Source organism: Mesorhizobium helmanticense (genome assembly GCF_003034915.1).
Taxonomy (GTDB): domain Bacteria; phylum Pseudomonadota; class Alphaproteobacteria; order Rhizobiales; family Rhizobiaceae; genus Mesorhizobium; species Mesorhizobium helmanticense.
Genome location: NZ_PZJX01000014.1, coordinates 41105 through 67235, shown reverse-complemented (window position 1 = coordinate 67235; position 26131 = coordinate 41105). Strand labels below are relative to the sequence as shown.

Genomic DNA, 26131 nt, shown 5'->3' with positions numbered 1-26131 from the left:
CATAATCCGGCCCAGCCAAAGTGACGTTCGTCGCGCCTCCATTGCTGCGACCGCATTCGTCATGGCACGGCCAGTCATCACCAGTCTTTCAGACAAAAGCCTAGCGGTTAGAGAAAATACACAAGTCAGGTTGGGGGTTAATTTTTCTACCCACCAACGCAGTTTGCCGCTGGTACCACCATTGAAACAGGGAAGGACCATACCCCATGAACATCAAAGCTATCTGCCTCGGTGCCGCAATTGCGTTTTCCCCGTCTGTCGGCATTGCCATTGCCGGCACGCTGGATGAGCCGGACACCATGAAACCGTTCTTTACGGATGCCAGCATGAAAACCATGAAGCCGCTGAAGGAATTCAAGCACGTATTCATGGCCATGCCCGCCGAAAAGCAAGAAGCGATGAAGAACGAGTGCGCGGGCATGAGGCAGCCATACACCGACTTCTGCGCGAATGTGAATACGCTCGGTGGCCATAACTAAGACCTAGTCAGTCGCGCTCAACACCGGCCGCCGCGGCGTGGAAGACCAAGCCGAGTTGGGACATCGTCGCCGGCAACGACTAGATCATCAATCCTGACCTCGAGCGCTTCCACCATGAGCGCGCCAAGGCCCCCTTCATCGTCGTGCCAAGTGCCAACCACTCGGTCTACGAAGCTCATCCCGTGCGGGTTGCCGCCGCCGTCGAGGAGGCCGCCCACAAGGTCGGCGAGGCGACCGAACAGGAAAATTGCAAAGCCGTCGCGCGCGAAGGCGCGGCGGTTTTCCGTCCCGGCGCACGAGGTTCGTCCATGAATGCCCGATCGAACGGTCCATCGCAACGCGCTTGGGATACGGCCCGGCAATCGCGCGAGCAGCGCCTGGCCGCCGCCGCCCGCTACGCAAGGGGCAAGCTGGTCTCCCACGAGGACGCGACGAAGCTGCTGGAGGCTGTGGTCCGTGCCGGTGACCGGGTCTGCCTCGAAGGCGATAACCAGAAGCAGGCCGACTTTCTCGCCGCCCGGCTCGCCGAGGTCGACCCCGCGGTGGTGAAGGGCCTGCATATCGTGCAGTCGGGCGTGGTGCTGGCCGAGCATCTCGACCTGTTCGAGGCCGGCATCGCCAAGAGGCTCGACTTCTCCTATTCCGGCCCGCAGGGGGCAGCGATCGCGCGCGCGCTCAAGGCCGGCAAGATCGAGCTCGGCGCGGTTCATACCTATCTCGAGCTGTTCTCGCGCTACTTCGTCGATCTGACCCCGCATGTCGCGCTCACCGTGGCGCGCTGTGCGGATCGCGAGGGCAATCTCTATATGGGCCCGAACACCGAGGATTCGCCCGTCGTCATCGAGGCGACCGCGTTCAAGCAAGGCATCGTCATTGCGCAGGTCAACGAGTTGGTCGACAAGGTGCCGCGCGTCGACGTACCCGGCGACCGGGTCGATTTCGTCGTGGCGGCACCGTCGAACTTCTATGTCGAGCCGCTGTTCACCCGCGACCCGGCCCAGATCACCGAGACGCAGATCCTCAGCGCCATGCTGGCGATCAAGGGCATCTACGAGCCCTATGGCGTCAAGCGGCTGAACCACGGCATCGGCTTTAATACTGCCGCCATCGAGCTGATCCTGCCGACCTATGCCGAGCGGCTCGGCCTGAAGGGCAGGATCGCGACCCATTTCGCGCTGAACCCGCACCCGACCCTGATCCCGGCCATCGAGAGCGGCTGGGTCGAACAGGTCCACAGCTTCGGCTCGGAAGTCGGCATGGACGACTACATGCGTGCTCGGCCGGACATATTCTTCACCGGCCGCGACGGCTCCATGGCCTCGAACCGCATGTACTGCCAGTCTGCGGGGCTCTACGCCACCGACCTGTTCATCGGCTCGACCCTGCAGATTGACCTCGCCGGCAATTCCTCGACCTTCACGAAGGACCGCATCGCCGGTTTCGGCGGCGCGCCGAACATGGGCTCCGATCCGCGCGGCCGCCGCCATGCGAGCGATGCCTGGCTGAAGGCGGGCCGCGAGGCCGCGGGCGAGACGACGAGCCTGCCGCGCGGGCGAAAACTCGTGGTGCAGATCGTCGAGACTTTCGGCGAGAAGCTGAGCCCGACCTTCGTCGAGAACCTCGATAGCATCGAGCTGGCGAAGTCACTCGATCTCGCTCTCCCCCCGGTTATGATCTACGGCGACGACGTCAGCCACATCGTAACCGAGGAAGGCATCGCCAATCTCCTGCTCTGCCGCACGCCCGCTGAGCGCGAGCAGGCGATCCGGGGCGTCGCCGGCTACACGGATGTCGGCCGCGCTCGCGACGCCAGGGCGGTGGAGGACCTGCGCGCCCGCAAGGTGATCCAGCGCCCCGAGGACCTCGGCATCGACCCGCTCGACGCCAACAGGAGCCTTCTGGCCGCCCGCTCCATCAAGGAGCTGATGCGCTGGTCGGGCAATCTCTACGATCCGCCCCGCAAGTTCCGCAACTGGTGAGACCGCAGCCCATGGAAAACCTCAAGCTCCGCTTCACGACACGCGGCCCGATCCCCGGAACGGCGCGCTCGACGATCGTCGGCGTCGTCGCGTCCGGCAATCTCGAGGTCCTGCTGGAGCGCGTGCTCGACCAGAACGAGTGCGCCGTGGAGATCGCTACGCCGGTGCGCGGCTATGACGACGTGTGGAAGGCCGTCGTCGCCGATTTCGTCGAGCGCGCCTCGCCGGGTGGCATGCGCATCTCGATCAACGACGGTGGAGCCCGGCCGGACACGGTCGCGCTCCGTCTCATGCAGGGCGTGCGGACCATGGAGGCGGGCGATGAGTGAGACCGGCCGTCCCTTCGCCGCGTCGGCGAGCTGGTTCCTTTCCACTGCACGAGAGCGCCTCGCGAAACTGCTCGACGCGGGCAGCTTCACGGAGTTCGTGCCGCCGTCGGAACGCGTGCAGAGCCCACATCTCGCCTTGTTCGACCTGCCCGCCGCCTTCGACGATGGCATGATCGTCGGGTGCGGGCGCCTCGGCGGAAAGAGTGTGCTGGTCGCCGCGCAGGAAGGCCAGTTCATGGGCGGAACCTTCGCCGAGGTGAGCGGCGCCAAGCTGCTCGGCCTGATCCGCGCCGCGCGTGATGACGAGAAGCTGCCGCGCACTATCCTTCTGCTGCTCGACAGCGGCGGGGTGCGGCTGCAGGAAGCCAATGCCGGCGAGCTCGCCGTCGCCGAGGTGATGCGGGCCATCGTCGAGGCGCGCGCCGCCGGCGTGGCCGTCATCGCCCTTGTCGGCGGACGCGCCGGGGCGTTCGGCGGCGCTGGGCTCACCGCTGCGACCTGCTCGGCGATCGTGATCTCTGAACAGGGGCGTACCGGCGTGACGGGGCCGGAGGTCATCGAGACCAACAAGGGCGTCGAGGAGTTCGACTCGCGGGACAAGGCGCTGGTCTGGAGCGTCACCGGCGGCCGCACGAGGCGCCTTATCGGCGGCGCCGACGCCTATGCCGAGGACACGGTGGCGAGCTTCCGCGAGGCCACCCTCGCGCTCATGGGCAAGGCGCGCCCCTTCGATCTCGCCACGCTTCGCGCCGAACTGGCACGTTTGGCCGGGCGGGTCGGACGGCTCGGCGGCTGCGATAGCGCGGTCGCGATGTGGAGTGCGCTCGGCGTCGCCGACCCGCGGGCGACCGCAGACATGGACGACCCGGCGTTCGTCGCCCTCGTCGCGGATGTGAAGGGAGCCGGCGATGACGCTCGATGAGATACTGGCCGGCCTGTTCCCGTCCGGCCACGACGTCGTCGTCGGGCCCGGCAAGCTGCTGCTCGGCACCGGCCGGCGCGTTGGTGGCCACGCGGTCGAAGTGATCGGCATCGCGGAGGGCGAGCCGCTCGGCATCGACGGCGTCCTGCCGCTCGCCGAGCGCGTGCTCGACATCGCCGCCGCCGGCGGGGACGCGCCGATGCTCGTCGTCGTCGACACGCAGGGCCAGCGCATGGCGCGGCGCGACGAGATGCTGGGCCTCAACGAATATCTCGCCCATCTGGCGAAATGCCTGCTGTTGGCGAGCCGAAGCGGTCATCCCACCATCGGGCTTAACTACGGCAGGGCAGCAGCCGGCGCCTTCCTCGCCACCGCGCTCGCCACAGACATCCTCGTCGCCCTGCCCGGGGCCGAGCCGGCGGTGATGGACCTGCCCTCCATGGCGCGCGTGACCAAGCTGCCGCAAGAAAAGCTCGAGGCCCTGTCGAAGACCACCCCGGTCTTCGCGCCGGGGCTGGATTCGATGACCAAGGTCGGCGCGGTCACGCAGGTCTGGGACCCCGCGAAGCCGCTCGACGTCCAGCTCGAGGCGACGCTCGCGACCATCCCGGCGCACGACGTGCGCGACGCACTGGGTGCCGAGCGCGGCGGGCGGCTCCTTGCCGCCGGCATCGCCCGGCGCGTGGCGGACCAGGCGGGCGAATACCGCCGTGCATAGCCGCCATCAACTCCTGCGCATCCGGCCGGAGGCATGGGCGGGCGTGCTCGACCGCGCCCCCGGCATACCGGAGCTCGCGGGCGATGAGCGGGAGCTTCTCGCCGGCTGGGCGGAGCGCGGCTGGCCGGTGATCGTGCGCCGTCCGGCGCCGGGCGAGACGCGCGGCATCTCGGTCGGCCTGCCCATGCCCCCTTCGCTCGGCAAGCGGCGCATCGGTCTCACAGTCCCGGTCCGGGCCGTCGCACGGATGTTCCCCCTGGTCGCACTGGAGGAGGCCGCCGCATCGGCGGCGCCCAGGATGCGGCCGCAGATCGACGCCGTCCTCGCCCTCGGGCGGCGCCTGGCGCTGCGGCCGGCCGTGTTCGGTGCGCTGCTCTGGCAGCACCTGACCGGGCTTTCCTATCTGCGGCCCGCCTCCGACCTCGACCTGCTCTGGCCGACACCGGACCGCGACATCCAAGCCGATCTGCTGGCCGGACTCGAGCGGATCGACGAGCGCGGTCCCGTCCGGCTCGATGGCGAGGTCCTGTTCTCCGGCGGGGCCGGGGTGAACTGGCGCGAGCTCCATGCCGAAATCGGCCGGCCCGCCGGCGCGGTCCTTGTGAAATCCATGGAGGGAGCAGAATTGAGATGCGTGCGCACCCTCTTCGCCTGACCACCGTCACCCCTGGACCGCCGGGCCCTGCGCCGGTTCGCGAGGCTGCCATCGCATGGATCGGCGAGGTGGCGGCGCAGGCGCTGACCGACGAGCTGGAGACCTGGCCTAAGCCCGGCCTCGTCAGCCTCGTCGACGCCGGCAGCCATGACAACATGGATGCTGGCACCTTTCGGCGCAGCATCACCGCGCTTCGGCCGTTCTACGTCGAACTCGCGCGGGCTGGGGCGGCAGGCGCAGGCATGGACGCGTTGCGGCGGACGGGGCTGCGGGCGGAAGCGGCCATGCTCGCCGCAACCGGCGGGGTGAACACTCATCGGGGTGCCATCTTCGCGCTCGGCCTGCTGTGCGCTGCAGCGGGTGCCGCCCTTGTGGAATGCACGGCCGGCCTGACGGCGGCGCGGCTCACCTCCATGGTCCGCGACAGGTGGGGCGCGGCGATCCTGCGTGGCCCGATTCCATTGAACAGCCACGGCAGCGCCGCGCTGCGCCGGTTCGGTGCCGGCGGCGCGCGTGCCGAGGCCGCGAACGGTTTCCCGCACGCCGTGCGGGTCGGACTGCCTGCCCTTCACGCCGGGCGGAGCCTGTCCGGCAACGAGGAGGCCGCGCGCGTGCACGCCTTCTTCGCACTGCTGGCGGCGATGGAGGACACCAACCTGCTGCATCGCGGCGGCACGGAGGGCCTCGGGGATGCACGCGAGGCGGCGCGCGACTTCCTCCTCGTCGGCGGCGTTGGCCTGACGAACTGGCTCGCCCATGCCGTCGCGGTGCATCACCGGTTCGTCGCGCGGCGCCTCAGCCCGGGCGGCTCGGCTGACCTGCTGGCCGCGACGATCTTCCTCGATCGTCTCGGGAGCGGGCCGTGAGCGGAACCGCCATATTGTGTTCGGGCCAGGGCCGCCAGAGCCCGGAGATGTTTGACCTCGTCGCCTTCGAGCCGGCGGCGGCGCCGGTCTTTGCCGCGGCCGCCCGGGCGCTCGGCGGGCGGGATACGCGCGACCTCGTGCGGGAAGGCGACGGCATCATCCAACGCAACGACGTCGCCCAGGTGCTGTGCTGCACGGCGGCTCTAGCCGCCTGGGCCATTGTCGGGCCATCAGCTCCACGCCCGCTGATCATCGCCGGTTACAGCGCGGGCGAAGTGCCAGCCTGGGCTGTCGCCGGCGTCATGGACGCGTCGATCGCCTTCGACCTTGTGGCGCGCCGCGCCTCGTTCATGGACGAGGCAACGCGCGAGCCCTACGGGCTCGCCGCCATCGTCGGCTTACCGCGCGATGTTGTCGACGGACTTTGCCGTGCCCACGGGCTCGACGTCGCCATCGTCAACGGTCCGCTGCACGTCATCGTCGGCGGGCGCGTGGCGGAGCTCCGGCCGGCACTCACGGACGCCACGGCACGCGGCGCCACCCGCGCGGCGATACTGCCGATCCATGTCGCCTCGCACACGCCGGCTCTCGAGGCCGCCACCGAGCAGTTCGGCGGGCTGCTGAGGGAAACCGTCGCGAACGCCCGTTTGCCGCGCGACGTGCGGCTGATCAGCGGGATCGACGGGATGCCAGTTCGCAGCATCGCCGATGGTCTCGTCAAGCTAGCAGCGCAGGTCTCGACAACCATCGACTGGGCGGCCTGCATGGATGCCTGCCGCGCCTCGCGTCCCACCCGTGTGCTCGAACTCGGACCCGGCGACGCGCTGGCGCGGATGATGACCGAGTTCGAGCCCGGCATACCGGCGCGCAGCGCCGCCGATTTCCGCTCCATCACTGGCCTGCGCCGCTGGATGGAAGCGGCATCCTGAACGCCTGCTCGGATGATGGAACCGAACCGCTCACGAAGGAAACAACGACCATGACCATTCTCTACTCGACCAAGGTCACAGCGACCGGTGGCCGCAAGGGCACGATCCGCAGCGAGGACGGCATACTGGACCTCAAGCTCGCCATTCCCAAGGAACTGGGTGGCGTGGGCGGAGCCACCAATCCCGAGCAGCTCTTCGCCGGTGGCTACGCCGCCTGCTTCGAGAACGCGCTGCTGCGGGTGGCGCGCCAGTCCGGTCATCGCTTCGCCGACGGCGATGTCGAGGTGGTCGCCGAGATCGGGCTCAGCCGCAACGAGGCCGATGCATTCGTGCTGCACGCGACGCTCGCGGTCAGCATCGCCGGCGTCGACCAGGCGACCGCCGAGCAACTGGTGCGCGACGCCGATGCCATCTGCCCCTATTCCAATGCGATCCGCGGGAACGTCGATGTCGCCAAGACGGTCGTTGCGCTGTGACCGACAAGGCATACCAAGGAATGTCTGGACCTAAATCAAGCGCTTAGTCTGGTTGCCCTGCGTAGAATGTCGCCGCGAAATGCCGTCGGCTATCCAGTCCTGGTTGGCGACGCACGGGACGTGCCTGACCCGGAAGGACAACGATCATGAACGACAGCCTCTCACCCCTCGAAATCGCGCGGGCAATGGTGGATCTCGGCGCCGCCAAAGCCGCTCACAGCGTTCCCGATCTTGTGGTCCGCGGTATGCTTTCCGGAGCGCTTCTCGCCTTCGCGACGAGCCTGGCGCTGCAGGGTGCGCTTCAGACAAATGTCCCACTCGTTGGCGCTCTCATCTTTCCGGTGGGATTTGCCATCATCGTCATCCTTGGCCTCGAGCTCCTGACCGGGAATTTTGGTCTGGTCCCACTGGCCGTCCTGGCTCACCGCACGACGGTCGGCCGGATGCTGGCCAACTGGTTCTGGGTTTTTGTCGGCAACATGCTCGGCTCGTTGGCCTTTGCCGGGTTGTTCTATGTCGTCCTGACCGATGTCGGCAACGTCGGGGCGGGTGCGCTCGGAGATCATCTGCGCGCGCTCGCAGAAGCGAAGACGATCGCCTATGAGCCGTATGGATATGATGGACTGGTGACCGGCTTCGTCAAGGCCATGCTCTGCAACTGGATGGTCTGCCTCGGCGTCGTCATGGGAACGAGTTCGAAGTCCGTCGTCGGCAGAATCGTCGGATGCTGGTTGCCAATATTCGCCTTCTTCGCGCTCGGATTCGAGCACTGCGTCGTCAACATGTTCGTCATTCCCATGGGGATGATGCTCGGGGCCAAGATCAGCTTCGCAGACTGGTGGTACTGGAACCAGATACCCGTGACCTTGGGCAACATTGCCGGCGGGTTCCTCTTCACGGGGCTTCCTCTCTATTGGACCTACCTGAAAGGTGGCGCTGAAGGCGCGCCCGCCCCTGCGGCGAGGATGTCATTTGGCCCAGCCGAGTGATGGCCTGGCACTCTCGCGAACACCTCCTTCCTAAACATCGATCCGCGCACATTGCATCGCGAAAGAATGTAGTCGTTTCGAAAAGAAGCCCTCTGTCGGGTCCGCCATGGTAGCGCCGACGGCACCCAGCCGACAGCATCGATTGGACGCAGCAAAAGTCAGGAGAGGCAGCCGCACATGCATCGGAGACCAGACGTGCAGTCTCGAACTAGCGGATGGTTGTGGCTGTCTGGTTCGTGTCCGACCGGGTTCAGTCCGGATGGCGAGTTGCAATCGCCGCCATTGCGCAGCGCCTGAAGACCATGAACACGACCCATCTCGAACTTCCGCCCAGTGTTTCGCGGCAGCCGCGTTTTCGCACGGCAAGGGTCGCGGAGGCCGAAATCGCCGACGAACGCAGGCGAGCGATCGTTGAGGAGATTCCACGGCTGCGCGGCTATGCGCGCGCGCTGATGCGGGACCGCGATGCCGCCGATGACCTTGTGCAAGACAGCCTCGAACGGGCGCTGTCGAGGATGGCGAATTGGACGGTAGGCGATACGCCACGCCGCTGGCTGCTCACGATCATGCACAATGTGTTCATCGACCAGTTGCGGCGCGCCAAACGCCACGCCCAGGCGGTGACCACGATCTCGGAAACGATAGATGCGATCGCGATGTCGCCAGAGGCCGAGAGGCTGGTATCGGTGGATGTATTCTCCGCGCTTCAGCGGATCAACCCCGAACGGCGCGCAGCACTCGTGCTTGTCGCGGTTGAAGGCCTCTCCTACGACGATGCCAGCAGGGCGCTGGGCATTCCAGCGGGCACGCTGACGTCCCGGATCGCCAGAGGCAGAGAGGAGTTGCGATCGATCCTCGAAGGTGTTGCGCGGCCGCGACGACCAGGGCGAGCGAAGACTGAACCGGCGCCGTTTTCATGACGAGCCCAAGGCACACCATCCATGCCGGCGCGGCGTCACGGGGTCATTATCCGGCGAACGGCGGAGCGCAGTGTGTGGTCGGACTGCGGCAACAGCATCGAGAACATCTGGAAGGGCGGGATCGGAAGATTTTCGTCCATACCGAATGACGACTTTGACATCTCTAGCGGTTTACGCTTCGAACGCCCAACCGTTCTGCAATCCGTACCAGGTCGGGCAAGGTTCGGACCGCCATCTTGCGCATGAGATGTCCGCGATGAATCTTGACCGTAATTTCGCTGAGGCCCATCTCGCCCGCGATCTGCTTGTTCATCAAACCCTTGGTCACGAAGAACATGACCTCCTTTTCGCGAGAAGTCAGTGTTTTGTAGAGGGCTGATAGCGTTGCCGCTTCCTGGTCGGTTTCCCACCTTATGCGGTCGTTCTCGAGTGCGCCGAAGACCGCATCAAGCATGTCCTGTTCACGGAACGGCTTGGTCAGAAAATCGATTGCCCCGGCTTTCATCGCGCGCACCGACATCGGGACATCGCCGTGGCCCGTCATAAAGACAATCGGCATTTGAATGTCCGACTTTGCAAGATGAGCCTGGAAATCGAGTCCGCTTACGCCGGGCAACCGGATATCGAGCACGAGGCAGCTTGGCGTTTCCGGCAGTTTGCCCTGTAGGAATTGGCTGGTGGAGGCGAACAGTTCGACATGCAGCCCCACAGATCTGAACAGGCCGCTCAGGGCATCCCGCACAGCGTCATCATCATCGATGACATAGACGGTCGACGCAAAAGCGGTCGACGCGGATGGGCCTGGATTGGAACCTGCTGTCACGATAGCAATACGCCTCTCACGATTCCGGCCGCGGATGGCACAGCGCCATCTTAGCATATTAATTTGGCAACGAGACCCGCCAGGGCAAGACGTAGGCGATCCTCGAAACCCACCTGGAATTCAACCGCACAGGTTGGCGGTAATCTTCCTGGAACGAACGCAAGTGCCGATTGGGAACGTGAGCGACTTTGCTCCAGGAGCATGGAGATGGCAGCGCTTGGATAACCACGAAGAGGTCATTCCGGCTTGTTTTCGCGTTACCAGTTTATCGCGTCGGCTATGCACCGGATCATGGCGCGGCGTCAGAGGCTTGTAGAAGACGCTGCCGCCGCCAAGCGGCCTCCCTGCCCAAGATTGCTGTGATCGCCAGAGCGCCGAAGGCGCCGCCGCCAATAGTTGATACCATCGTATGCGCCGCATAGCTGATGATATGATTCATTCAGACTGCCATTTAATGGAGCAGTTTTCCCACCCGTGTACCTTGGCCCGGCAAGCAGAGGAAAACTCTGAAGGCAGAGGAGCATGGTCCAATGCAGTTCGACTCATCGTCTGAATCCGAACGTGACGATCGGCGGCCGGGAGAGGATCGGCCCGTCCTCCCTCGACGCAAAGGCATAGCGCAAGCGATACAAGCCGACGGTCAGCACCGAACGTCCGAATTCGGCTCGTCATTGTTCGACCCATTCGACGCAAGGCGCGACGCTTATCCGATGGCGCCAGATTCCGGCATGATTTCGATCCCCCTCACTCATATGAATGTCGTTCTCTCGGTGTCCGCCGCAGCGATGCAACGACCGCTTCGCGGTGGTCTGATGATGCATGCAAATGCCGCGGCAGACCCTGATCCCGCGGCGGTACCCGCCTTGGCACAATGCACCGAAGCAGACCGAAACGCGATCGACGGGCTGAGTATCTCGGACACGCCCCGGGATCTCGGCCTTGCCGAACTGGTCCCGCAACGGCATTCCTCTGATCCGGTCGTCGAGCGTCTTTCCCGAGCGCTCGAGGCGGCTGAAGGCAGTCATGATGGATTTGGCGACCTCTATGCCGACGCAGTCCGCCTTGCTATCGTAACCCGCTTGCTCACGCTGCGCTCAAATCCAGACCCAGACCTGAGGGCACGCGCTACGGCCGCCCTGCCGAGATGGCGGTGGAAGCGGGTCGTCGAATACGTCGATTCACATCTCGATGAGACGATTACGCTCGCCGACATGGCAGCAGTGGCGGGGCTCAGCCGAATGTATTTCGCCGCACAGTTCCGGGCGGCCACCGGCATTCGCCCGCATGAATTCCTGCTGCGGCGACGTATTGACCGCGCCAAGCAGATGCTCATCGAGACCGACATGACACTGGTCGATGTGGCGCTGAGCGTGGGCTTTCAGAACCAAGCCCATTTCACCACCGTCTTCAGACGTTTCGTTGGCGAGACACCCTATCGCTGGCGTTGCGGCAATCGCACGGATGTTGCAGATCGCCCTTCCGACAGCGATCCCGCCTGTTGGCGCTCCCCGCCTCGTGGGTTGGATACGCGGCCCATTCAGCTGGCATCTCCGGGAGAGTTGCCACTCCGCAGCGCTGCCGGCGCAACATAGTCGACATCGCTGGCAACACCACAGCGATGGAAACATGTTGCTTGCCGGAATGCTCCTTGCCCCGGGAGGATTCTTCATCTCTCTGCAAAGGCATCTCCAATGACCAATGATATCCGTCCCTACAATGCCCCGGCCGGCGGATGGGGAGCGCTCAAGGCGCTGGGCGAACACCTTGTCGAGCAGGGAATCCCGATCAAGGGGGCGGTCACTCTGGGGCGCATGAACCAGCCGGAGGGATTTGATTGCCCCGGCTGCGCCTGGCCGGACCCCAAGCACACTTCATCCTTCGAGTTTTGCGAGAACGGGGGCAAGGCGGTTGCCTGGGAAGCTACGGCGAAACGCTGCACGCCGGAGTTTTTCGCTGCCCATACCGTTGCCGAGCTTTCAAGCTGGAGCGATTTCGATCTCGAGATGGTGGGGCGACTGACGCATCCGATGGCCTACGACGCCGCATCCGACCACTACGTGCCGGTCGGTTGGGACGAGGCCTTTGCAACCGTTGCCCGCCACCTCAACGGGTTGCCGGATCCCAACATGGCCGAGTTCTACACATCCGGCCGCACCTCGAACGAGGCAGCCTTCCTCTACCAGCTCTTCGTGCGCGAGTTCGGCACCAACAATTTCCCTGATTGCTCGAACATGTGCCACGAGGCTACCAGCGTCGGCCTGCCGCACTCGCTCGGCGTCGGCAAGGGTACCTGCCTGCTTTCCGATTTCGACAAGACGGACTGCATCTTCATCTTCGGACAGAATCCGGGCACGAACAGTCCTCGCATGATGACGAGCCTGCGCAACGCCTCGCGGCGCGGCGCAACCATCATGTCCTTCAATCCGTTCCGCGAGCGCGCCCTGGAGCGATTCCAGTCGCCCCAGAGTCCGGTCGAAATGGCAACGCTTACGTCGACGCCGATCAGCGCCAAACTTTATCAGGTGCGTGTCGGCGGCGATGTCGCGGTCGTCAAGGGACTCATGAAAGTTCTCATGGAGGCTGACGATGCGGCGCGCGCAGACGAACTGCCGGCTGTCCTCGACTGGGACTTCATCAAGGGCCATACGACGGGTATCGAAGCGCTCACCGCCGACCTGCGGGCGACGCGATGGGAGGACATCGTGTCTCAGTCGGGGCTCGCTCGCGACGACATCGAATACGCCGCTCGCGCCTATATGCAGGCCGAACGAGCGATCGTTGTCTATGGCATGGGCATCACGCAGCATCGGCGGGGCGCGCAAAGCGTGCAGCAGCTGGCCAACCTCACGCTGCTGCGCGGTCATATCGGCCGTGAGGGCGCCGGGCTTTGCCCCGTACGCGGCCATTCCAACGTCCAGGGCGATCGCACGGTCGGCATCACCGAAACGCCGACAAGGGAATTTCTCGATCGGCTTGAGCGCCGCTTCGGCTTCAAGCCGCCGTCCCAGCACGGCCACAACGTCGTGACCGCACTGGAGGCCATGAAAGACGGCAAGGTAAAAGTGTTCTTCGCCATAGGTGGCAACTTCGTGTCCGCCATCCCCGACTGGGAGGTGACACGCGCTGCCTTGCGCAAGCTCGACCTGACAGTCCAAGTGTCGACCAAGCTCAATCGCAGCCATCTGGTACACGGGCGCGACGCGCTGATCCTGCCTTGCCTCGGGCGCACCGAAATCGACGTCCAGGCAACAGGGCCGCAGTCGGTCACGGTCGAGGATTCGATGTCGATGGTGCACGCCTCGGCGGGCCGCAATGCTCCGGCGTCAGAGCACCTGAGGAGCGAACCTGCAATCGTCGCCGGCATTGCGCGGGCAACGCTGGGTGCACGTTCCGTCGTCGACTGGGAAAGCTTTGCCGCCGACTACGACCTTATCCGCGACGCGATCGAAGACGTGTTCCCGATCTTCCAGGGCTACAATGCCCGCATTCGCATCCCGGGCGGCTTCCATCTGACGTCAAACGCGCGCGAACGCATCTGGGCGACAGCTTCCGGCAAGGCGAATTTCCTTGTCTTCGACGGTCTCGGCGAGGATCCGCCCCAGGACGGTCTCGACGTATTATGGCTGACGACGGTGCGCAGTCATGATCAGTACAACACCACGATATATTCGATGTCCGACCGCTATCGCGGTGTCTTCGGTCAGCGCGACGTGGTCTTCCTCAACGAACAGGAGATGGAAAGGCGTGGTCTCCAGGCCGACGACCGCGTCGACTTGATCACTCAGTCCACCGACGGCGTTGAGCGCCGCCTGTCCAATTTCCGGATCGTCCCGTATGCGTTCCCGAATGGCAGCTGTGCTGCCTACTATCCCGAGGCAAACCCTCTCGTGCCGCTCTATTCGCACGATCCGATGAGCTTCACGCCCTCCTTCAAAGCAATTCCAATTCGCATTTCGCGCTCGTGTGCCGAGGCGGTTTGACCATCGGCGCGGTCGAACTCGCGTGCCTTCAGTCCTCACCATGGGCTTTTTCCTGCCGTTTCGATGCCGTGTGCTTCTCGTTGACGAACGTTCCTTCACGAAAGAGAGCGGGCTCAATCGCAATACTTTTCGAGGCGTTCGTTGTTCACTGGCATCTACGAGATTTACTGCGAAAGCAACCGGAGTGGCAAAATGATTTCCCATGACCAATGCCGATCTGCCCCCAGGAGGCTCCGCAGTAGCGACCTTGGAGTCGCGTCGCGCTGGGTCGCAGCCAAGTGGCTGGATGGGTTCCGTCGCGGCACCGATGGCGCGAGCGGCAGTGTCCAGTTGGCCCAGTTTGGGGTTTTGGAACCCTATCTTGCCGAAGCAATCGTGCTGGAGCGGGGAGCTGACTTCGTGTTCGCGAAATGGGGCGCGGCGCTAGGCACGCTTTGTGGGGGGGACCGTAGCGGTCACAAGCTGTCCGCGCTCCCTCAGCCCAGCCGCGGGCAGCTCCGCCGCCTGTGTGTGCGGGCCGCTGCGGAGCAGTTGCCGCAAGCGCGACACGCGACCTGGGCGCTCGATGGGCGGATTTGGCAGTGTGCCATGCTGGCGCTGCCGACGGCCGGCGACGAGCTCTCCGCCACGCGACTTCTCGTCGCCCTGTTCTTTGCCCCTCACCCAATGTTTGCCGCCCAACCTGTTCCGCGCGGCGAAGCGTTGCGTTGGAGGCGAAGCTCCCATGCACGCCGCGCACGCGCCATTCTGCCGAACTCCTGAGGCGCTCGTCCGCTCCTCCCGCGGGCGCCCGAACTGGCGGTGGGTCGCATCGGCGATCCCCGCCCTTTTTTGGCTTCTAGGACGGCTGGCGCGCCCGTCACGTTCGCCACCGGACCTGTCCGTGCGGGGCGAGAAAGGCAGGGGCGTTTCTGAAAGACGCCGAACCGCGAAATCGGGATTGTCGCAACGAGCTGCCTCCGCCAACGCCCCCGGCAACGGAGCCGGCCGCAGGATTTGCTACCGCATCGCCGGCCCTCATCTCGGTCATCGGCGCGTTCAATTGTTTGAAAAAACGGAAGGAAGAGACCCGTGCGCGCGATCATCAATGCCATCGCAATTGCCATCATTCTCGGCCTGTCGGGGGTCACCGTGGCGGATGCCGCCGACAATCCCAGGCCCGCGCCCAAGCCCGCGCATACCGTGGCGCGCAACGTCGTGCTCGTGCACGGAGCGTGGGCGGACGGATCGAGCTGGGCCGAGGTGATCCCGCTCCTTCAGGCAGCCGGCCTGAAAGTGACCGCGGTGCAGAATCCGCTGACGTCGCTGGCGGACTCGGTCGCGGAGACGCGCCGGGCGCTGGCGCTGCAGGATGGGCCGACCGTGCTGGTAGCGCATTCCTGGGGCGGCACCGTCATCAGCGAAGCGGGGACGGATCCCAAGATCACATCGCTGGTCTATGTGGCTGCGCGAGCGCCGGATGCCGGTGAGGATTTCGTCGCTCTCTCCGCAAAATTTCCCGCAGGACCCGTCCGGGCCGGCATCCAGGTGAATGATGGTTTCTCCAGATTGTCCGAAGAATCATTCCTGAAATACTTCGCGAACGGTGTCGCACCCAGGCAAGCGAAGGTCCTGTATGCGGTTCAGGAACCCACCGCGGCGACTATCTTCGGCGGACGAACCACCGAAGCTGCATGGCATTCCAAGCCATCGTTCTATGCGGTGTCGAAGCAGGACAAGACGATCAACCCTGACCTCGAACGGTTTCTCGCAAAACGCATGCACGCGACAACGGTGGAGATCGATGCGGGCCACCTGTCGCTGGTTTCCCATCCCAAGGAGGTCGCCGACCTCATTCTGGCTGCCGCGGGCCGATGACATTGGATTTGAAACCGCCCCGGCGAAGCGATGCGGACGGGCCTGACGGCCTGGGCGGGCCGTCCCGGCGACGACCCGCCCGCTGCCCGCTGCATCCACACGCTGGCAGGATTGGTCTCGCTCGCAGCACTGATGTGCCCAAACCGGTCCGTGCCCGGCAAACTGACGATGACTGACCAGTCGCGCCCGCCGGGGCGGATTGCGTCCAGCCATGAGCCTGGCGGCGTCACAGGGCAACGCTCGGTGCAGACGCTTTTTGGGCGCAAGCACCGGACATTCAAAGCAATGGGCGCAAAGCCATTTTGCAGACACTCACTAAAATCCGGCAACACGGCGACGTTCATCGCTCGAGCCGTTCCGACTAACGTCGCCAGGAAGGTCATCGGCTGAGACATGGGCATCGTTCGGTTCGCGCTGCGATTTCCGCACACGTTCTATGTGCTGGCTGCCTTGATTCTCTTTCTCGGCGCCGTCGCAAGTCGCGAGATGCGGTTGGACGTCTTTCCGGAAATCAACATTCCGGTGGTGACTGTAATCTGGAGCTATAGCGGCCTCAGCACGCCAGAAATGGAACAGCGCGTCACCACGTACAGCCAGTATGCGATCAGCTCCAACGTCAATGGCATCAAGAACATCGAGGCGCAGACCTTAGGGGGGCTGTCGGTCCAGAAGATCTATTTTCAACAGGATGTGAATCTCGACCTCGCAATCGCGCAGATCGTTTCGGCGACAAACGCCATTCGCGCCCTCCTGCCACCGGGAATCCAGGCACCGCTCGTGGTGCAGTTCAACGCCTCTAGCGTGCCGGTCCTGCAGATCAGCCTGAGCTCCGACACCCTCAACGAACAGCAGCTCTACGACTACGGCATCTATCGGATCCGCCAGCAACTGGCCCCGATCCCGGGTGTCACGCTGCCAACACCCGCGGGCGGAAAATATCGCCAGATCATGGTCGACCTCGACCCGTCGAAGCTCCTGGCCAAGGGCCTGACGCCGCTCGACGTCGTCAGCGCGGTCAACGCCCAGAACCTGACCTTGCCGTCGGGCACCGCCAAGATCGGCAACACACAGTATGTCGTGCGCACCAACGCCACGCCGGCAACCATCGACGAGCTCAACAATATTCCGGTCAAGGTCGTGAATGGCGCCACGGTGTTCGTCAAGGATGTCGGCCAGGTCCATGACGGATGGCTCGTTCAGCAGAACATCGTTCGCGAGAACGGCCGGCATTCGGTTCTGCTCAGCATCATCAAGAACGGCAATGCCTCGACGCTGGAGGTGGTCGATGCCGTTCGGGATGCCTTGAAGACGGCGCGTGCCGCGGCGCCTCCCGGCATGGAAATCAGAGAGCTCTTCGACCAGTCGGTGTTCGTCAAGCAATCGATCGCCGGCGTGCTGCGGGAGGGCGTGATCGCGGCCGCGCTCACCGCCTTGATGATCCTGCTGTTTCTCGGATCGTGGCGATCGACGCTGGTCGTCATGATCTCGATCCCGCTTGCGATCCTGTCGTCGGTCGTGGCGCTGTATTTCCTGGGCGAAACGCTCAACACGATGACGCTGGGGGGCCTGGCGCTGGCGATTGGCATCCTCGTCGACGATTCGACGGTGACGCTCGAGAACACCCATCGCCTGCTCACCGAGGAAGGACAGACGCTGCCGCAGGCGACACTGCATGGAGCCGCCGGCATCGCCGTGCCGACCCTGGTGTCGACGCTGGCGATAAGCTGCGTGTTCACATCGGTGGTCTTTCTGGAAGGTCCGGCAAAATATCTGTTCACGCCGCTCGGTCTTGCCGTCGTGTTCGCGATGCTCGCATCCTATGGACTTTCGAGGACGCTCACCCCAATCACCATCGGGTTGCTGCTAAAAAGAGAGCGCCACGACGCCTCGACGGGCTGGTTCGGCAGGTTTCACGCCAGGTTCGAACGTGGTTTCGAGGCCATGCGCCTGCACTATGCCGAGCTGCTGGCCGTACTCCTCAGGCGCCGGTTCATCGTTCCCGTCATTGCAGCCCTGGTGGTCGCATTGGGCGCTGTGCTGTCGACGCTCGTCGGTCGCGATTTCTTTCCCGCGATCGACGGCGGCCAGATCCAACTCCATGTGCGGGCCCCCGCGGGAACCCGGATCGAGGAGACGGAGAAGATCTTCCAGGCTGTCGAGGACAAGATCCGCGAAATCGTTCCCGATCGCGACCTGGAGCTTGTCGTCGACAATATCGGCCTGCCGGCGCGTGCCTACAATTTGGCGTTCACGGATGGATCGACTATCGGCGTGAATGATGGCGTGATCCAAGTCGCATTGAAAGACGGCCACGCGCCGACTGCCGACTATGTGCGCAAGTTGCGCGCCGCGCTGCCCAGCGCCTTTCCGGACGTTCTGTTCTACTTCCAATCGGCCGATATCGTCACGCAGATCCTCAATTTCGGACTGCCGGCACAGATCGATGTCCGTACGGTCGGCTATGACCGGGCTACCAATCTGCGGATCGCGATGGAACTGCGGCGCCGCATCGCAGCCATTCCCGGTGTAGTCGACGCACACCTGCAGCAGGAAGTCGACGCGCCGGCGTTCTATGCCGATATCGATCGCACGCGGGCCGCGCAGCTCGGCCTCGATGCCAGCACGATCGCCAACAACATCAATGTGAGCCTGAGTTCCTCCGAGCAGGTGTCGCCGAACTTCTGGACCGACCCGACCACGGGCATTCCCTACTATCTCGCCGTTCAGACGCCGGAAAACAAGATCGCGTCACTGAACGATCTCGGCAACACGCCCGTGTCCTCAACCATCAACACCGCCGGTGCACAGGTTCCTGGGCAGCTCAGCAACGTCGCGACGTTCAAGCGCGACAGTCTCCCGACCAACGCCAACCAGGCGAACGTCCAGCCGGTCTACGAAGTCTATGCAAGCGTCCAGGGCCGTGATCTGGGAAGTGTCTCCACTCAGATCAGCGCGGTCGTTGCCGACCTGCAGAAGCAGCTTTCGCCTGGAAACAACATCCAGGTCATAGGCCAGATCCAGAGCATGAACGACGCCTTCTGGGATCTCGGCGTCGGCATCCTGTTCGCCGCCGTGTTCGTCTATCTGCTGATGGTCGTGAACTATCAGAACTTCGGCGACCCCTTCGTCGTCATCCTTGCCTTGCCTGCGACCTTGTGCGGTATCGTGACGATGCTGTTCATCACGGGCACGACGCTCAACGTGCCTTCACTGATGGGAGCGATCATGGCGGTCGGGGTCGCTTCGGCCAACTCCATCCTGCTCGTGACCTTCGCCCGGGACCAGCAGTTGGCGGGCAAGTCCGCGTTCGACGCGGCGATCGAAGCCGGTCATACCCGGATCAGGCCCGTGCTCATGACCGCGGCCGCGATGATCGTCGGCATGGTCCCCATGGCGATCGGCGGAGCGGGCGAAGAGCAGAATGCCGCGCTGGCGCGCGCGGTCATCGGGGGACTTTTGTTTGCAACGCCCACGACGCTCCTCGTCGTGCCGTACCTGTTCGCGATGCTGCGCAGCGGACAGGACGGCAAGACGGCTCACGGCGTCTTCGACGAGGAAATCGCATGAAACCGAGGGACCATCTGGATCAGCCCGACGACACGGTGAGGGATGGCGCAACGGAGCGGCCGCCGCGGCGAGGCGGAGGCTGGCTGCTAGCATTGGGCGCGCTGACCCTGCTGACGACGGGACTGGCCTATGGCGTCCAGGGATACTATTCGCGCAACCGCGAGCTCGCGGCGGCCGCCGAACAGGCGCGTGACTTCGTCCCGCAGGTGCGTGTTGCGGCGGTAAGGCCGAGCGACGACATCGTGCAAGTCAGTCTGCCCGCCACCACAACGGCCTACGACGTCGCCGACATCTTCGCACGGGCCAGCGGCTATATCGAGACGCGTGCGGTCGATATCGGGGACAAGGTCAAGAAGGGACAGTTGCTGGCCAAGATTGCGGTGCCGGAACTCGATGACCAGATTTTGCAGGCCCAGGCAACCTTGGGACAGCTCCAGGCGGCGCTGCAACAGGCACAAGCCAATCTAGATCTTGCCAAGGTGACGTGGCAAAGGGACAAACCCCTGGTGGACCAGGGCTGGATCACCAAGCAGCAGGGTACGATCGACGTTCAAAGCCTCAAGGCACAGGAGGCGGCTGTCGGCGTTGCGCAGGCCAATGTGAATGCACAGCAGGACCAGCTGCGTGTGCTCGACCAGCAACAGGCCTACCAGCAGGTCGTCGCCCCGTTCGACGGCGTCATCACTCAACGCAATGTCGATATCGGCAGCCTGGTGCAGGCCGACACGACCAACAGCACTTTCCTGTTCGCCATCATGCAGGGGGATGTGATCCGTGCCCAGGTTTACGTCCCCCAGGACCAGGCCTTTGGACTGACCCCGGGGGTCAAGGCTGTGCTCCAGGTCCCCGAAATCCCCGGCCGTACCTTCCCGGGCACGGTGACGCGGATTGCCGATGCGCTGGCACCGGGCACGCGGACCTTGCTGACCGAAATCGACATTCCTAACCCTGACGGTGTCCTCACGCCCGGCACCTACTGCACGGTCGAACTCCAGATCCCGCGCAAGACGCCCAGCTTCTCCGTGTCGGCAGATGCGATCATCTTCAACGCCGATGGGTTGCAGGTTGCCGTGGTCGAGGGCGGCGTTGCGCATATTCGAAAGATATCGGTGGCGCGCGATCTCGGAACGGAGGTCGAGGTCCGTGACGGCGTCAAACAGGGCGACCTGGTGATCCTGAATCCGCCGGTCGAACTTGCCGAGGGCAGCAAGGTGCAGATCAGTCCTGCAGCCGTCGGAACACCCTAGTTCCGTTCACCCTGGTTCAGTTCAAGGGCGCTCGGCGTGAAAATCGCGACCATCGTCCTTGGCGCCATATATACGGGCCGAACGCCAGCACTCCATACTACATTATACATGCATGATACCTTGATATACTATGTATTACTTCTGATCGTTGCTAAATAACTGATGCAGGCCGAGAACAGCAGAGGCGAGACGAACATCGCAGCCCGAAGGTTCCCGAGTGCCTGTAGCCGGAATGCGCGGTGGACAAATGGCCGCCTTCCTCAACGAAAAGGAGATCTAATCATGCGTTCTATCCCTCTGAAGGCGGCGCTTGCCGCGATGATCGTCGCCATCCCACTCACCGGCGCCTTTGCCGCCTCGTCGCACGGCGGCCGCGATGGCGATCACGGCCGTAACGAAGGGCGTGGTAGCAGCGAATACGGCGACTTCTCGCAGAATGGATGGTTTGACGGTATCAACTCGTTCAAGGCCCATCCGACTGCGGGCAAGAACCTCCTCCAGCAGTTCATGGGTGAATGAGAAGGCCCTACCGTCTCGCCGCAGCCCCGCCGTCTCTCAGGGAACGGCGGGGTCTGCAGCATGAGGCCTACGCATGCCAAAGGCGCGCCTGCAGGAAAGCCTGGCTACCTGGAGTATTCCTCAAACCAGGCATGTTTTCGACTTCTCATGCCGCCGAACGAGATCATGAACATGCAGCGCCGCTGACAAACCTTTCGACCTGGCGGTTCGTTCGCATCGTCTGCCGGCATCGACTTGGCGCAACTGTTTTTGACCCAACCGTGCTTGGGACGACGAAGCGGAAAATGCTGCCGTGCGGAAGATTGGGCGTGGCCCACAGCCGGCCGCCGTGGGCCGTGACGATAGAGCGGCATATCCACAGTCCCAAACCCATGCCCTCGCATTTGGTCGTGAACAGGGGATCGAAGATGCGCTCGACAAGCGCCGGATCGAGCCCAGTGCCGGTGTCCTCGACCGCAACCTGCACATCGCCATTTTTGTCGAGCCGGGTGCTGATCCGCAGTCTTCGCTGTCGATCCTGCACCGTGCTCATCGCCTCGATGCCGTTCGCGATCAGGTTAGCAACCACCCGTTCCAATTGACCGTGATCGCCTCTGATCGGTTCCAGGTTCTCAGCGAGTTCGACCTCGACCGCGATGTGGTGAAGGCGCAGATCGAGGCTGACGAGATTGAGGAGGTCCTTGATCAAGTCGTTGATGTCGAGGTTAGCCGCCATGGGCGGGGATTTTCGGACCAGATCCCGAACACCTCTGACGACATCGGCGGCGCGAAGGGTATTGCCGATGATCCGTTCGATCGCCTGTGTCGCCTCATCGAGATCCATCGGATCTCTCTTCAACCACAGGAGAGCGGTTTCCGCATTGGTCAGAATGGCGGTAAGCGGCTGGTTCACTTCATGGGCGATGCACACCGCGCGATTGCTTAGTGTTGTCGATTGTTTGCCATACATGCGGTACGGGCTCCTGCGGCAAGAGGATGCGATCTGGTCGTTTTGCGATACCGAGGGCTGCAGAAGATCAATTCAGCCTGACCTTGCGAATGGACACCACAAGACTATTCCTCTGGGGCGGAGGAAGTCTGCCGGAGAGTTAGGTGCAATGAAGCTATGCAATATCCCAACATCATCACCCCCCTTCAGCGTGGCGATTGCCTGGAATTTCATGCCATGGATTATGCGCCCTATGAGCCATGACGCGAGTTTAGCGTTGCAAATAGCTGTAAATATTCACGGCCAAGACAGACCGTAAATAGGCACATGGAGGATCGCTCCAGACGCTTGGCGGTAGACATGAAAGAGGTTGAAGGCGAGACGCGACTGGTTTGCCGAGTTCAGTCGCTCGAACTCAGCTCTTCGAGAAATCGGCGCGCGGTAACGAGGTCTCGCGTTTCAAATCCCTCTGTAAATCGCTGATAGATGTCTTCGAGCATAGAGCGGGCGTCCTTGCCCCGGTCGTGCTCCTTCCACATGCGCGCCAGCGGGATTGCGGCTTTCAGCTGCCAGCTCAAGGCCGATTGCTTGTGGGCACAATCGAGCGAGCGAAGCAGTATACGCTCAGCCGTCGCAAGGTCAGGTCGCGGCTGCATCAGTAGGATTTCGCCTTGGGCCCGCAGCAAGTCGGGCAGCCACAATATCTCGCCAACCTGCTCAGCACGCGCCACAGCCTCGCCTATCGTGGCCAACGCTTCGTCCGACTGTCCGGAATGGGCCAGTCCTTCAGCCAAGGCGCGCCGCGTCGGCAGCGTCACGATCCGGTACTGATCGGCATCCATCGCCTTCAAGGCCGCCCGCAAGGTCGCAACGCCGGACGACGCTTCGCCGTGCGCGACCATGAGTTCACCTTTCAGCGCGAGGCCGACTGCGCGATAGGGAGCAAGGGAGTATTTGGTAGCCTGCTCGAATACGATTTCAGTATACTCCTGCGCTGCTCTAAAGTCGCCACTCCAGTGGAAAACAGGGACGAGATAGATGAGAGCAATGCAACTTGAGACTGGGTGATCGTGGCTCTGCGCCGTTTTGATTCCCTGACGTGCGACTTTGCAACCCTGATCCGCGAAGCCACACAGCCACAGGGACCTGGCGAGCGTCGCGAGCCCCGATACATGGTGGTCGTGGCCAAAGAAGCTCACCCTCCCCAGCCTGAAATCCGACGCCAGCTTCGAGCCTTGCTTGCAGTGTCGTAGCGCTGCCGCCTGATTGCCGGTCAGGTGATATGATCCACCTAACATCCATTCCGTCATTGCGTTTTCGATCGGACCTCCGCTGGCCTTGGCAACGGCAGCGTTCCGTTTGGCGGCCGCCAACGCGCCGCTGAAGTCCCCCTGGCGCATGAGGAAGATGTAGAGTCCGGAAAGCAGCTGGAGTTGATGCCTTCCATCCTGCAAAATCTCGGAGAGTTCCAGTCCGCGCTCGATCCCGGCCCTGACTTCCAGGCTGTTGCCGCGGGAGTACATGGATGACATCGCCAATGCTCCCTGGAGTTCCAGTTCCCATTGCGTCCCGTGATCCTCTTCCAGCAGCGCGCGCAGGGCTCGCCGGCACCATTGCTGACACTCATCCAGCAGGGAAAGTCCCAGAAATAGCGGGGCCGCATGGGCAGCCAGCTCAATGGCGAGGGACCGGTCATCCAAGCTCGAAAAACTCCATGCGAGCGCTTTGCGAACGTTATCGATGTGCGGAGCGTGAACGGCAACGTTGTGGCCATCAAAAGCCGACCCTTTGGCCATGCCCTGCTTGAGAAGGCCGGTGAAGTAGCCTGCGTGACGTCGTTCGGCGGCTACCGCTTGCCCGTCTTCGGCGAGCTTGGCCGCAGCATAAGCGCGTGTGGTATCTAGTAACCGGTAATGAGTAAGTCCGCTCGTCGGCTCGACCCGCATGAGTGACTTGTCGACCAGGCTGGCGATCGCGGAGGTCACCGTCTGTATCTTACCCCCCGCGTCCCCGACGACCGCATGCGCCGCCGCCAGCGTGAAATTGCCAACGAACACGGACAGCCTGCAGAGAACTCTCTGCTCGTCCGCCGGCAGGAGCCTGAAACTCCAGTCGAACATGGCCTGCAACGTTTGATGCCGAGGCAATGCACTGCGCCAGCCTGGCAGGAACATCCCGGCGCCGCTGTCCAGCAGTCCGGCGGTTCCTTGAATGCCGTGAGTACCCACACGACTGGCGACAAGCTCTATTGCCAAAGCGATCCCGTCTAGCCGACGGCAGATATTCGCAACAATTGGAGCATCGGTGTCGCTGAGCTGGGCATGGTGCCCACTCGCTGCTGCCCGCTCCATGAAGAGCCGAACGGCGGGCGAGGCCAGCGCTTGAACGGCGGATGGCGTTTCGTCAGGAGGACTGTCGAGAGGCATCAGCAACTGCACATGCTCGCCCTCAACACGCAACGCCTCGCGACTCGTCGCCAATATGTGCACCGACGGCGCTGCGTGAAGGAGGCGTACGCAGAGCGGGGCGACCGTCTCGATCACATGCTCGCAATTATCGAGAACGACGAGAATCCGCTTGTCAGCCAGGAAGGCGCGTATGTACGGCTCGTGATGCGGGCCTTGGACAAAGCAGCCGAGTGCCGAAGCCACGGCACTTGGTACGTCAGCCGGGTCGGTGAGCGATCCAAGGTCGACAAAGCAAACCGCATCGTCGCCAAATTCCCGGCGCAGTGCGTTGCCGACCGCCACAGCGACGGTCGTCTTGCCTATCCCACCTGGTCCGACCACACTGATAAAGCGCTGCGACAAAAGCAGCGTGCACATTGTGGCCACGGTCTCGGTGCGGCCGACGAGCAGTTGCAATGGCGTCGGGAAATTCGGGGATCGCGCGGGACTTGCAGAAACAGCAATTGACGCAGTGCCGCCGCCCGCGCCGGAACGCCGGACCGGTGCAACGAAGGTGTAGCCCCGGCCGGGAACATTGACGATGTAGCGGACATTATCCTTGCCGTCCCCCATCACCTTGCGAAGGGCGGCGATGTGCACGCGAAGATTGGCTTCCCCTACGAAGACGGCCGGCCAAACGAGATCGATCAGTTCTCGCCCGCTCACGACCTCGCCCGGTCGGCCGGTCAACGCAATCAGCACGTCGAGAGCGCGGCCGCCGATGGCAACAGGTTTGCCATCCCTGACCAGCATCCGCTCTGCCCCGATCAAGCGAAAGGGGCCGAAAGACAGGACTTCACCCGTCTCTGTCTGGTCGCTACTTGTGACGACAGCCGAACCGGTTCCCGGCACTCTGATGCTCAAAGATCCGGTCGGCCTTGTTTGCATCTTTTCACGACCTTTAGCTTGTCAAGACCCGCCATGCGGTGTCATGTCGAGCGGCGTCCGAAGGAAGTAGCGAACGAGAGCCACCAACCGGGGCTGCGCCGCGCGCCGCGAAGAAACTACAATTCGTAGGCGGCAATGGAATCCATGCGCAAGCCCTTGTTGAGGAGGCTTGGGACCGAGGTCCGTTCAAAGCTGAAAGGCGAGTCGAAGGTAAGAGATTTTCCTCGCGCAAATCCGTATTGCATTTGACGCTGGCAAGCCCTCTTTCTGATCGTCGCATTGGAAATGCTCCTGTGGCAGCTGGGAATGGACCGCCCGCTCAAACTCGCCGTAGCGCTTCATGCAACGGTTCCACGAAGGGCAGCGACTGGGCCATGAACGGAGCGAACGCCATTTCGGTCAGCCGCCATGCCGACAACGAAGGGCAAATCTCCTTCGGCCACGCTCCAGTCGAGAATGTCATGCACTCCGACATCGATGACCCCGCTCCAGGTTCCCTCGACAGCGATCGGGCAGAATGTCGTTCCACGCTCTGCCGGAGAGACAGAGCGCAAGGATAAAGGAAGTGTGTCCGAGCCTCCATTCTGGCTTGGTACAGATCCGTATCCAATCG

20 protein-coding genes are annotated in these 26131 nt (G+C 63.3%); 17 read left to right on the top strand and 3 right to left on the bottom strand.

The features are described from left to right. Nucleotides 1-206: 206 nt before the first annotated feature. From C9427_RS06740 to C9427_RS06690, 11 genes are all read left to right on the top strand, one after another. Entirely contained in the window at nt 207-479 is a 273-nt protein-coding gene (locus C9427_RS06740) for a hypothetical protein (protein WP_107648355.1), read from the top strand. Between the two features lie 308 nt (nt 480-787). Next, entirely contained in the window at nt 788-2458 is a 1671-nt protein-coding gene (mdcA, locus tag C9427_RS06735; protein ID WP_107648410.1) for a malonate decarboxylase subunit alpha, read from the top strand. An 11-nt stretch (nt 2459-2469) separates the two neighbouring features. Then, complete coding sequence (gene mdcC, locus C9427_RS06730) at nt 2470-2787, top strand: malonate decarboxylase acyl carrier protein (RefSeq protein WP_107648354.1); 318 nt, start codon at nt 2470-2472, stop codon at nt 2785-2787. After that, nucleotides 2780-3709, top strand: coding sequence for a biotin-independent malonate decarboxylase subunit beta (locus C9427_RS06725; RefSeq protein WP_107648353.1), 930 nt, complete (start codon nt 2780-2782; stop codon nt 3707-3709). Before mdcC ends, C9427_RS06725 begins: the two co-directional genes overlap by 8 nt. Then, nucleotides 3696-4427 (top strand): biotin-independent malonate decarboxylase subunit gamma, encoded by a 732-nt coding sequence (locus C9427_RS06720; protein WP_107648352.1) that lies wholly within the window; start codon nt 3696-3698, stop codon nt 4425-4427. The genes C9427_RS06725 and C9427_RS06720 overlap by 14 nt, the downstream gene beginning before the upstream one ends. After that, complete coding sequence (gene mdcG / locus C9427_RS06715) at nt 4345-5082, top strand: malonate decarboxylase holo-[acyl-carrier-protein] synthase (protein WP_342587237.1); 738 nt, start codon at nt 4345-4347, stop codon at nt 5080-5082. Before C9427_RS06720 ends, mdcG begins: the two co-directional genes overlap by 83 nt. Then, nucleotides 5058-5948: a triphosphoribosyl-dephospho-CoA synthase MdcB gene (mdcB, locus tag C9427_RS06710; RefSeq protein ID WP_107648350.1), complete on the top strand. Its 891-nt coding sequence runs from the start codon at nt 5058-5060 to the stop codon at nt 5946-5948. Before mdcG ends, mdcB begins: the two co-directional genes overlap by 25 nt. Continuing rightward, nucleotides 5945-6877 carry an acyltransferase domain-containing protein gene (locus C9427_RS06705; RefSeq protein ID WP_146172513.1) on the top strand — a complete coding sequence of 311 codons (933 nt, stop codon included), beginning with the start codon at nt 5945-5947 and terminating at the stop codon, nt 6875-6877. The genes mdcB and C9427_RS06705 overlap by 4 nt, the downstream gene beginning before the upstream one ends. Nucleotides 6878-6927: 50 nt before the next feature. Next, nucleotides 6928-7353: an organic hydroperoxide resistance protein gene (locus C9427_RS06700; RefSeq protein WP_107648348.1), complete on the top strand. Its 426-nt coding sequence runs from the start codon at nt 6928-6930 to the stop codon at nt 7351-7353. A gap of 146 nt (nt 7354-7499) precedes the next feature. Next, nucleotides 7500-8342, top strand: coding sequence for a formate/nitrite transporter family protein (locus tag C9427_RS06695; protein WP_107648347.1), 843 nt, complete (start codon nt 7500-7502; stop codon nt 8340-8342). Between the two features lie 215 nt (nt 8343-8557). Then, nucleotides 8558-9262 carry a sigma-70 family RNA polymerase sigma factor gene (locus C9427_RS06690; RefSeq protein WP_245437007.1) on the top strand — a complete coding sequence of 235 codons (705 nt, stop codon included), beginning with the start codon at nt 8558-8560 and terminating at the stop codon, nt 9260-9262. Nucleotides 9263-9425: 163 nt separating this feature from the next. Here the strand turns inward: C9427_RS06690 and C9427_RS06685 are convergent, their stop codons facing one another. Continuing rightward, entirely contained in the window at nt 9426-10085 is a 660-nt protein-coding gene (locus C9427_RS06685; protein ID WP_245437006.1) for a response regulator transcription factor, read from the bottom strand. Between the two features lie 530 nt (nt 10086-10615). On the opposite strand from C9427_RS06685, the gene C9427_RS06680 reads away from it, so the two are divergent. From C9427_RS06680 to C9427_RS06645, 6 genes are all read left to right on the top strand, one after another. Next, complete coding sequence (locus C9427_RS06680; protein ID WP_245437005.1) at nt 10616-11677, top strand: helix-turn-helix transcriptional regulator; 1062 nt, start codon at nt 10616-10618, stop codon at nt 11675-11677. 99 nt (nt 11678-11776) lie between these two features. Continuing rightward, nucleotides 11777-14065, top strand: coding sequence for an FdhF/YdeP family oxidoreductase (locus tag C9427_RS06675; RefSeq protein WP_107648345.1), 2289 nt, complete (start codon nt 11777-11779; stop codon nt 14063-14065). A 1131-nt stretch (nt 14066-15196) separates the two neighbouring features. Next, nucleotides 15197-15922, top strand: a complete 726-nt coding sequence (locus tag C9427_RS06665) for an alpha/beta fold hydrolase (protein ID WP_245437015.1) — start codon at nt 15197-15199, stop codon at nt 15920-15922. Between the two features lie 393 nt (nt 15923-16315). Beyond that, nucleotides 16316-19489 (top strand): efflux RND transporter permease subunit, encoded by a 3174-nt coding sequence (locus tag C9427_RS06655; protein WP_107648342.1) that lies wholly within the window; start codon nt 16316-16318, stop codon nt 19487-19489. Between the two features lie 92 nt (nt 19490-19581). Next, a complete protein-coding gene (locus C9427_RS06650) occupies nt 19582-20736 on the top strand; it encodes an efflux RND transporter periplasmic adaptor subunit (RefSeq protein WP_245437004.1) in 1155 nt (384 codons plus the stop codon). A 282-nt stretch (nt 20737-21018) separates the two neighbouring features. After that, nucleotides 21019-21255, top strand: coding sequence for a hypothetical protein (locus C9427_RS06645; RefSeq protein ID WP_107648340.1), 237 nt, complete (start codon nt 21019-21021; stop codon nt 21253-21255). 163 nt (nt 21256-21418) lie between these two features. On the opposite strand, the gene C9427_RS06640 is transcribed toward C9427_RS06645, so the two are convergent. Next, the gene (locus C9427_RS06640) at nt 21419-22204 is read right to left on the bottom strand and encodes a sensor histidine kinase (protein WP_107648339.1); all 786 of its coding nucleotides are present in this window, start codon (nt 22202-22204) and stop codon (nt 21419-21421) included. Between the two features lie 380 nt (nt 22205-22584). Beyond that, complete coding sequence (locus C9427_RS06635; RefSeq protein WP_167434273.1) at nt 22585-25494, bottom strand: ATP-binding protein; 2910 nt, start codon at nt 25492-25494, stop codon at nt 22585-22587. Between the last annotated feature and the right edge of the window lie 637 nt (nt 25495-26131).